The organism is Albidovulum denitrificans (assembly GCF_002973535.1).
Classification (GTDB): domain Bacteria; phylum Pseudomonadota; class Alphaproteobacteria; order Rhodobacterales; family Rhodobacteraceae; genus Albidovulum; species Albidovulum denitrificans.
Genome location: NZ_PVEP01000020.1, coordinates 1 through 5,959, shown reverse-complemented (window position 1 = coordinate 5,959; position 5,959 = coordinate 1). Strand labels below are relative to the sequence as shown.

Annotated in this window: 13 protein-coding genes; all 13 read right to left on the bottom strand. The window is 62.3% G+C overall.

Going from position 1 to position 5,959, the window contains the following annotated elements:
- The coding region (locus LX70_RS20320; protein ID WP_146111689.1) for a transposase at positions 1-254 on the bottom strand (254 nt) is incomplete at its 3' end.
- Positions 255-415: 161 nt separating this feature from the next.
- A complete protein-coding gene (locus LX70_RS20310; protein ID WP_211301766.1) occupies positions 416-631 on the bottom strand; it encodes a hypothetical protein in 216 nt (71 codons plus the stop codon).
- A 610-nt stretch (positions 632-1,241) separates the two neighbouring features.
- Positions 1,242-1,433 (bottom strand): 50S ribosomal protein L30, encoded by a 192-nt coding sequence (rpmD, locus tag LX70_RS20300; RefSeq protein ID WP_105516617.1) that lies wholly within the window; start codon positions 1,431-1,433, stop codon positions 1,242-1,244.
- Between the two features lie 12 nt (positions 1,434-1,445).
- A complete protein-coding gene (rpsE, locus tag LX70_RS20295) occupies positions 1,446-2,012 on the bottom strand; it encodes a 30S ribosomal protein S5 (RefSeq protein WP_105516616.1) in 567 nt (188 codons plus the stop codon).
- A gap of 112 nt (positions 2,013-2,124) precedes the next feature.
- Complete coding sequence (gene rplR / locus LX70_RS20290) at positions 2,125-2,484, bottom strand: 50S ribosomal protein L18 (protein WP_105516615.1); 360 nt, start codon at positions 2,482-2,484, stop codon at positions 2,125-2,127.
- Between the two features lie 11 nt (positions 2,485-2,495).
- Positions 2,496-3,029, bottom strand: a complete 534-nt coding sequence (gene rplF, locus LX70_RS20285) for a 50S ribosomal protein L6 (protein WP_105516614.1) — start codon at positions 3,027-3,029, stop codon at positions 2,496-2,498.
- A 10-nt stretch (positions 3,030-3,039) separates the two neighbouring features.
- Positions 3,040-3,438 (bottom strand): 30S ribosomal protein S8, encoded by a 399-nt coding sequence (rpsH, locus tag LX70_RS20280; RefSeq protein ID WP_211301765.1) that lies wholly within the window; start codon positions 3,436-3,438, stop codon positions 3,040-3,042.
- 13 nt (positions 3,439-3,451) lie between these two features.
- The gene (gene rpsN / locus LX70_RS20275; protein ID WP_105516613.1) at positions 3,452-3,757 is read right to left on the bottom strand and encodes a 30S ribosomal protein S14; all 306 of its coding nucleotides are present in this window, start codon (positions 3,755-3,757) and stop codon (positions 3,452-3,454) included.
- A gap of 19 nt (positions 3,758-3,776) precedes the next feature.
- Positions 3,777-4,337 (bottom strand): 50S ribosomal protein L5, encoded by a 561-nt coding sequence (rplE, locus tag LX70_RS20270; protein WP_105516612.1) that lies wholly within the window; start codon positions 4,335-4,337, stop codon positions 3,777-3,779.
- Positions 4,337-4,642 (bottom strand): 50S ribosomal protein L24, encoded by a 306-nt coding sequence (rplX, locus tag LX70_RS20265; RefSeq protein ID WP_105516611.1) that lies wholly within the window; start codon positions 4,640-4,642, stop codon positions 4,337-4,339. Before rplX ends, rplE begins: the two co-directional genes overlap by 1 nt.
- The gene (gene rplN / locus LX70_RS20260) at positions 4,642-5,010 is read right to left on the bottom strand and encodes a 50S ribosomal protein L14 (RefSeq protein ID WP_105516610.1); all 369 of its coding nucleotides are present in this window, start codon (positions 5,008-5,010) and stop codon (positions 4,642-4,644) included. Before rplN ends, rplX begins: the two co-directional genes overlap by 1 nt.
- Positions 5,011-5,085: 75 nt before the next feature.
- Positions 5,086-5,325, bottom strand: coding sequence for a 30S ribosomal protein S17 (gene rpsQ, locus LX70_RS20255; protein WP_105516609.1), 240 nt, complete (start codon positions 5,323-5,325; stop codon positions 5,086-5,088).
- Positions 5,326-5,335: 10 nt separating this feature from the next.
- Positions 5,336-5,539, bottom strand: coding sequence for a 50S ribosomal protein L29 (gene rpmC, locus LX70_RS20250; RefSeq protein WP_105516608.1), 204 nt, complete (start codon positions 5,537-5,539; stop codon positions 5,336-5,338).
- Positions 5,540-5,959 lie beyond the last annotated feature (420 nt).

Below are 5,959 nucleotides of genomic sequence, written 5' to 3'. Positions count from 1 at the left end.
CCGAGCATCTCTTTCAGTGTCGCCACATCCATCATCTGCTCGGCCAACATCTTCTTGAGCTTCGTGTTCTCGGCTTCGAGCGCCTTCAGCCGCTTCGCATCGGCGACCTCCATGCCGCCATACTTGCGCCGCCAGTTGTAGAAAGTCGCGTCGCTGATCCCGTGCTTGCGGCACAGATCCGGCGCGCTCATGCCCGCCTGATGCTCCTTCAGAATACCAATGATCTGCGCTTCGCTGAACCGTGATCTCTTCATCGTCTGTCTCCTCAGTTGGAGAACAGGCTAACCTCAAATCGAGGACTTTTCAGGGGAGCAGGTCAGGTCAACAGTTCATACTGGCGATTAAGGTTCTGCTCCTGAATCCGATCATACAAGTCAGGATTTTCTTCCTCCAGAATGAACACTTTCGGCACCCCTCAGGCAGGAACCTTCAAGACCCTTAGTCGGTCCACCGAGGCGGCCGCTGATTCACGAGTGATACGTGAACCCTCTGGTGCATTTCCGTAAACGAAACTAGCACGTTGCGCCTTCAGTTCCTCATCCGTCACGACATGGAGCTTAGCTTTCTCGATAAGTGCGTCCAACTCAGGACGCACGGGCGCCCGCTTGAGCGCGGATTTTCTTTCCACCATGTCTTGCCTCCTTTGCTTCAATCCACCGATTGCCTCGGCGCGACCATGTTCGACTATATATGCGATGGATCCTAAGATTCTGCTATTCACAATTGCAGTTCGCGACCGTCCTGCAGCTAGTTTTCCTCTGAATGGTGCGAGAAAGACTCAACACCCCGTCAGTCAACGCGTGCGACAATTCTGGTTCGCCCCCCCCGAATGGTGAACCGACGAATACGGCCAATCCACTGCCCGCCCGACGAACCCGTGCTTGACCGGATTGATCCAACAATACCGGACATGTGCCGAAAAATCGGCCTCGTCCCGGATGTGATCGGCATCTTGCCCTAGGCTCCGCCTGTTCGCGGCTGAAACCGTCCACTGGACGGTTTCGTTTGTGCCGCTCGCCCCATGCGGCGATGCCGAACCGTCTCTCTCGCCGCGTCGCACCACCGCCTGCCGCCCGAGGGGTTAACGACGGATGAAGCCCGCCCCGCCCGACGGCTGTAGCGACAAAGCCCCTACGCGCGCCCTACGGCATCCCGACGCATCCCCGACCACCCGAACCAAAGAAAAACGCCCCGCGAACGGATCGCGGGGCGCGTGTTTGATTTCCGGTCTCGCAGCGGGCTCAGCCGCGCTCTTCGACGATGGTCACCAGATGCGGGATCTTGTTGACCATGCCGCGCACGGCGGGCGTATCCTCAAGCTCGCGGGTGCGGTTGATCTTGCCAAGGCCAAGGCCCTTCAGCGTCGCGGCCTGGATGGCGGGGCGACGGGCGGGCGAGGCGATCTGTTTGACGACAATGGTTTTTTTGGCCATGGTCCGGTCTCCTTACGCTTCCGCCGTTTCGGCGGCGGCCTCGGTTTCCGGCTTCTTCAGGATGTCGGCCACCTTCTTGCCGCGGCGCTGCGCGACCATGCGGGGGCTGGCTTCCTGCTTCAGACCGTCCAGCGTGGCACGGATCATGTTGTAGGGGTTCTGGGTGCCGAGCGACTTGGCGACGACGTCCTGAACGCCCAGCATCTCGAACACGGCGCGCATCGGACCACCGGCGATGATCCCGGTACCGGCCGGCGCCGTCCGCATCACCACACGGCCCGCACCGTGGCGGCCCTCGATGTCGTGGTGCAGCGTGCGGCCATCCTTCAGCGGCACGCGGACGAGCGAGCGTTTCGCCTGCTCGGTCGCCTTGCGGATCGCTTCCGGCACTTCCTTGGCCTTGCCCTTGCCAAAGCCGACGCGGCCGCGCTGGTCACCGACCACCACAAGCGCGGCGAAGCCGAAGCGCTTACCACCCTTCACGGTCTTGGACACGCGGTTGATCGCGACGAGACGATCGGCGAATTCCGGGGTTTCCTCGCGCTCGCGGCGCTCCCGGCGGTTATCACGTTCTGCCATCAGGCATTCCTTCAATGGTGGCGCGCCTGGCGCCGTTGGGGCCGATCCTGGTGTCCCCGGACAGACCGGGGACCCGGATCATCGGGGCGGCACAAGGCACCGCCCTCAGGTCTTAGAACTTCAGCCCGCCTTCACGCGCGGCATCGGCCAAGGCCTTGATCTTGCCGTGGAAAAGAAAGCCGCCACGGTCGAAGTAGCATTCCTCGACACCGGCCTTCTTCGCCCGTTCGGCGATCGCGGCGCCGATCTTCTTCGCCGCTTCGACGTTGTTCTTGCCGACAACACCCAGATCCTTCTCGAGGCTGGAGGCCGAGGCGAGCGTCACGCCCTTGACGTCGTCGATCAGCTGAACGCTGATGTTCTTGGACGAGCGGTGGACCGAGAGGCGCGCGCGCCCGTCGGCCAGTTTCCGCAGCTTGTTCCGAACGCGCAGGCGGCGCTTGAGGAACAGTTCCCGTTTGCTGTTTGCCATTTTCGCGTTCCTTACTTCTTCTTGCCTTCCTTGCGGAAGATGTACTCATCCTTGTACTTGATGCCCTTGCCCTTGTAGGGCTCCGGCTGGCGCCATTCGCGGATATTCGCCGCGACCTGGCCCACAAGCTGGGGATCAATGCCTTCCACAACGATTTCGGTCTGCTTCGGGGTCGTGACGGTCACGCCCTCGGGGACCTCGAAATTCACTTCGTGGCTGTAGCCGAGCGACAGTTTCAGGACCTTGCCCTGCATCTGCGCGCGGTAGCCGACGCCGTTGATCTCAAGTTCCTTCTTGAAGCCCTGCGTCACGCCCTGAACCAGGTTCGCCACCATGGAGCGCGACATGCCCCATTGCTGACGCGCCCGTTTGGAGGTGCCACGCGGTTTCACCGAGATTTCATTGCCTTCCTGCGCGATCGTCACATCGTCGGTCGCGGTGAACGCGAGGGTGCCTTTCGGCCCCTTCACTTCCACATGCTGACCGTTGATCGTGGCGGTAACGCCGGACGGGACTTCGACGGGTCTTTTGCCAATACGGGACATCGAACCCTCCTTAGAACACGGTGCAGAGCACTTCGCCGCCAACATTGGCGGAACGTGCGGCTGCATCCGACATCACGCCCTTGGGCGTGGAGACGATGGAGACACCGAGGCCCTGACGGACCGCCGGCACTTCTTTCGCGCCGGCATAGACGCGGCGGCCCGGCTTCGAGACGCGCTTGATCTCGCGGATCACCGGCGTGCCTTCGAAGTATTTCAGGCTGATCTCAAGCTCCGGCTTGCCGTCGGCCGAGGTCGCGGCCTCGTAGCCGCGGATGTAGCCTTCGTCCTTCAGCACGTCCAGAACCCAGGCGCGAAGCTTGGAGGCCGGCGTGCGGACGGTCGAACGGCCGCGCAGCTGGGCGTTGCGGATGCGGGTCAGCATATCGCCGAGAGGATCGTTCATCGACATATCTCGGTCCTCCTTACCAGCTCGACTTGACCATGCCGGGGATCTGGCCCATCGAGGCGAGATCGCGCAGCATGATACGGCTGAGCTTGAGTTTGCGGTAATAGGCGTGCGGACGGCCCGTCAGCTGGCAGCGGTTGTGGATCCGCGTGGCCGAGGAGTTGCGGGGCAGTTCAGCCAGTTTCAGCGTCGCCTTGAAACGCTCTTCCATCGGCAGCGACTGGTCTTCGATGATCGCCTTCAGTGCCGCGCGCTTGGCCGCATATTGCTTGACCAGCTTGGCGCGCTTCACTTCGCGGTTCACCATGGATTTCTTAGCCATATTCTCGTTCCTCCGCGGATCAGCTGGTGAAGGGCATGTTGAATTGCTTCAACAGCGCCTTCGCTTCCGCGTCGGTCGGCGCGGTGGTGCAGATGATGATGTCCATGCCGAGAACCTCGTCGACCTTGTCGAACTCAATCTCGGGGAACACGATGTGTTCCTTCAGGCCCATCGCGTAGTTGCCGCGGCCATCGAACGACGAACCCTTGACGCCGCGGAAGTCGCGGACGCGCGGGAGCGCGATGTTGATGAGGCGGTCGAGGAATTCGTACATCCGATCGCCGCGCAGCGTGACCTTGGTGCCAAGCGGCATCTCTTCACGCACGCGGAAGCCCGCGATGGACTTCTTGGCCTTGTTGATGACGGCCTTCTGACCGGCGATGAGCGACAGCTCCTCGGCGGCCTGCTTGACCTTCTTGGTATCCTTCACGGCCTCGCCGACGCCCATGTTCAGGACGATCTTGTCGAGCTTCGGGATCTGCATCTCGTTCTTGTAGCCGAACTCTTCCTTGAGGGCGGCCCGGATGGACGAGAGGTAATGCGCCTTCAGGCGCGGGGTATAGGTCGCAGCGTCCAGCATCAGATCACGTCTCCCGTGGTCTTGGCGAAACGCACCTTCTTGTCGCCGTCCATGCGGAAGCCGACGCGGGTGGCCTTGCCGTTCTTGTCCATGAGCGCGAGGTTCGACAGCTCGATCGGCATCGCCTTCGGCTGCCGGCCGCCCTGGTTCGACTGGGTCTGGCGCTGGTGACGGATGGCGATATTGACGCCATCGACCACGGCCTTGCCGGCCTTCGGATCGACGGACGTGATCTCGCCCTGCTTGCCCTTGTCCTTGCCGGCAAGGACGACGACCTTGTCGCCTTTACGGAGTTTCGCGGCCATCACAGCACCTCCGGCGCGAGCGAGATGATCTTCATGAAGTTCTTGGCGCGGAGCTCGCGGACGACCGGGCCGAAGATACGCGTGCCGACCGGCTCACCCTGGTTGTTCAGGATGACGGCGGCGTTGCGATCGAAGCGGATGGAGGTGCCGTCCTCGCGACGGACTTCCTTGGCGGTGCGCACGACGACGGCCTTGCGGACGTCGCCCTTCTTCACGCGACCGCGCGGGATGGCTTCCTTGACCGACACCACGATGATGTCGCCGACGCTGGCATAGCGACGGTGGGAACCACCCAGAACCTTGATGCACTGAACTTTCCGGGCACCGGAGTTGTCAGCGACATCCAGATTGGTCTGCATCTGGATCATTTGGTTTCTCCCGACCTTTGGGGACCGGCCCTATTCTGCGGCCCCAGGGTTTCGATGGAACTGGTCCGGGGTGACTTACGCGGTTGCGTCGGTCACCACGGTCCAGCGTTTCGTCTTCGAGATCGGCGCGCATTCCTCGATGCGGACAATGTCGCCAACCTTGAATTTGTTCTCCGCGTCATGGGCGCGGTATTTCTTCGACTTCCGCACCGTCTTGTGCAGAAGCGGGTGCTTGAAGCGACGCTCGACCAGGACGGTGATCGTCTGGTCGTTCTTGTCCGAGGTCACGGTGCCTTGCAGGATACGTTTGGGCATGGATGTTTCCTCAGTTCGCCGCCGCTTCAGCGGCTTTCTGGTTCAGGACCGTCTGGATGCGGGCGACGTCACGGCGGACGGCGCGCATGCGGGCGGTGTTCTCAAGCTGGCCGCTGGCCTGCTGGAAGCGGAGGTTGAACGCCTCCTTCTTGAGCGCGACAAGCTCATCACGAAGCTGGTCGGGCGACTTGGTCTTCAGTTCCTGGGCGTTCATATCGCCTTTTTCCCTTTCAACATCACCGGAAGGCCCGTGGACGGGTTGCCTTCAGCCCGGTGGAGTCAATGATAGCCGAGCGAATCCGGTTGCCCGGACTCGCAGGATGCGTCCCTATAAGGGAGGCGGCGGTGGGGGGCAAGGGAAAAGGTTGGGCTTTGCGGCCTCGCCTCAAACTGCGTCAGTTGAGGGTCCTTGGTGGCGAGGGCCGGGGCAGCGGCCCAGGCCTGTCCGACCGGCGCCGATGTCAGGCGCAGCCCCTGCGTGAGGCCGCCCTCCCCTCGTGAAACCCGCATCCCGCCCCCATGCGCAGGGCGCGAGGCGCCCCTCAATACGCGAATACGAGGCTGTCGAGGCCGGTGAGGCTTGAGACGCCCTGCAAGGTCAGCGTATCGCCGCCGCCGAAGTCGAAGACGACCT

Bases quoted from the DNA above. Each gene is read 5' to 3' on its own strand.
- rpmD (WP_105516617.1), bottom strand. From the start codon at position 1,433: ATGGCCAAAAAAACCATTGTCGTCAAACAGATCGCCTCGCCCGCCCGT.
- rplR (WP_105516615.1), bottom strand. From the start codon at position 2,484: ATGGCAAACAGCAAACGGGAACTGTTCCTCAAGCGCCGCCTGCGCGTT.
- rpmC (WP_105516608.1), bottom strand. From the start codon at position 5,539: ATGAACGCCCAGGAACTGAAGACCAAGTCGCCCGACCAGCTTCGTGAT.
- rpsQ (WP_105516609.1), bottom strand. From the start codon at position 5,325: ATGCCCAAACGTATCCTGCAAGGCACCGTGACCTCGGACAAGAACGAC.
- rplF (WP_105516614.1), bottom strand. From the start codon at position 3,029: ATGTCCCGTATTGGCAAAAGACCCGTCGAAGTCCCGTCCGGCGTTACC.
- rpsE (WP_105516616.1), bottom strand. From the start codon at position 2,012: ATGGCAGAACGTGATAACCGCCGGGAGCGCCGCGAGCGCGAGGAAACC.
- rpsH (WP_211301765.1), bottom strand. From the start codon at position 3,438: ATGTCGATGAACGATCCTCTCGGCGATATGCTGACCCGCATCCGCAAC.
- rplX (WP_105516611.1), bottom strand. From the start codon at position 4,642: ATGGCCGCGAAACTCCGTAAAGGCGACAAGGTCGTCGTCCTTGCCGGC.
- rpsN (WP_105516613.1), bottom strand. From the start codon at position 3,757: ATGGCTAAGAAATCCATGGTGAACCGCGAAGTGAAGCGCGCCAAGCTG.
- LX70_RS20310 (WP_211301766.1), bottom strand. From the start codon at position 631: ATGGTGGAAAGAAAATCCGCGCTCAAGCGGGCGCCCGTGCGTCCTGAG.
- rplE (WP_105516612.1), bottom strand. From the start codon at position 4,337: ATGCTGGACGCTGCGACCTATACCCCGCGCCTGAAGGCGCATTACCTC.
- rplN (WP_105516610.1), bottom strand. From the start codon at position 5,010: ATGATCCAGATGCAGACCAATCTGGATGTCGCTGACAACTCCGGTGCC.